At 69.1% G+C, this 670-nt stretch carries 1 protein-coding gene; it reads left to right on the forward strand.

Going from position 1 to position 670, the window contains the following annotated elements; genetic code table 11:
• On the forward strand, positions 1-670 hold a 670-nt coding region (locus tag ACK59L_RS21485), incomplete at both ends, for an Ig-like domain-containing protein (RefSeq protein ID WP_409275951.1).

Genomic DNA, 670 nt, shown 5'->3' on the forward strand with positions numbered 1-670 from the left:
TGCAGTCACAGCACCGGACATCGATGGCGGTGGTGACGTCACACCGCCAGACGCGCCCGTGGACCTGGTCATCGGGCTAGCAGGCAGTCAACTGACCGGTCGCGGCGAAGCCGGCACCACCGTGCAAGTGCGCGACGCTGCAGGCAACCTGCTCGCCACGGGCACCGTGGGGGCCGATGGGACCTTCACCGTCAGCCTGGATCCTGCCGTCAAGGACGGCAGCAGCCTACAAGTCACCCTCACCGACACGGCAGGCAACACTTCGCCAGCCGCCAGCGTGGCATCGCCAGACCTCGTGGGGCCTGCGCAACCCACCGACCTGGCCCTGGCCGATGGCGTCACCTTCACCGGCCGCGGTGAGCCAGGCGCTACCGTACAAGTGCGCGATGCCGCCGGCACCGTGATCGGCACAGGCACCGTGGGCGCAGACGGCGCCTTCAGCATCACCCTCTCCCCTGCCCAGGCCAACGGCCAGGCACTGGACGTACGCCTGGTCGATGGGGCAGGCAATGCCTCGGCGCCCTTGCAGTTCGACGCCCCTGACATCACTCCGCCAGAAGCGGTTACCAATGTGCTGGTCGGCCCTGGCGGTACCGTCATCGGGGGCCGAGGCGAGCCAGGTGCAACGGTCGAGGTGCGCGATGCGAGCGGTACCCTGCTGGGCAGCGCT

This window comes from Pseudomonas sp. KCJK9111, assembly GCF_046231935.1.
GTDB classification, from domain to species: Bacteria; Pseudomonadota; Gammaproteobacteria; order Pseudomonadales; family Pseudomonadaceae; genus Aquipseudomonas; species Aquipseudomonas parafulva_B.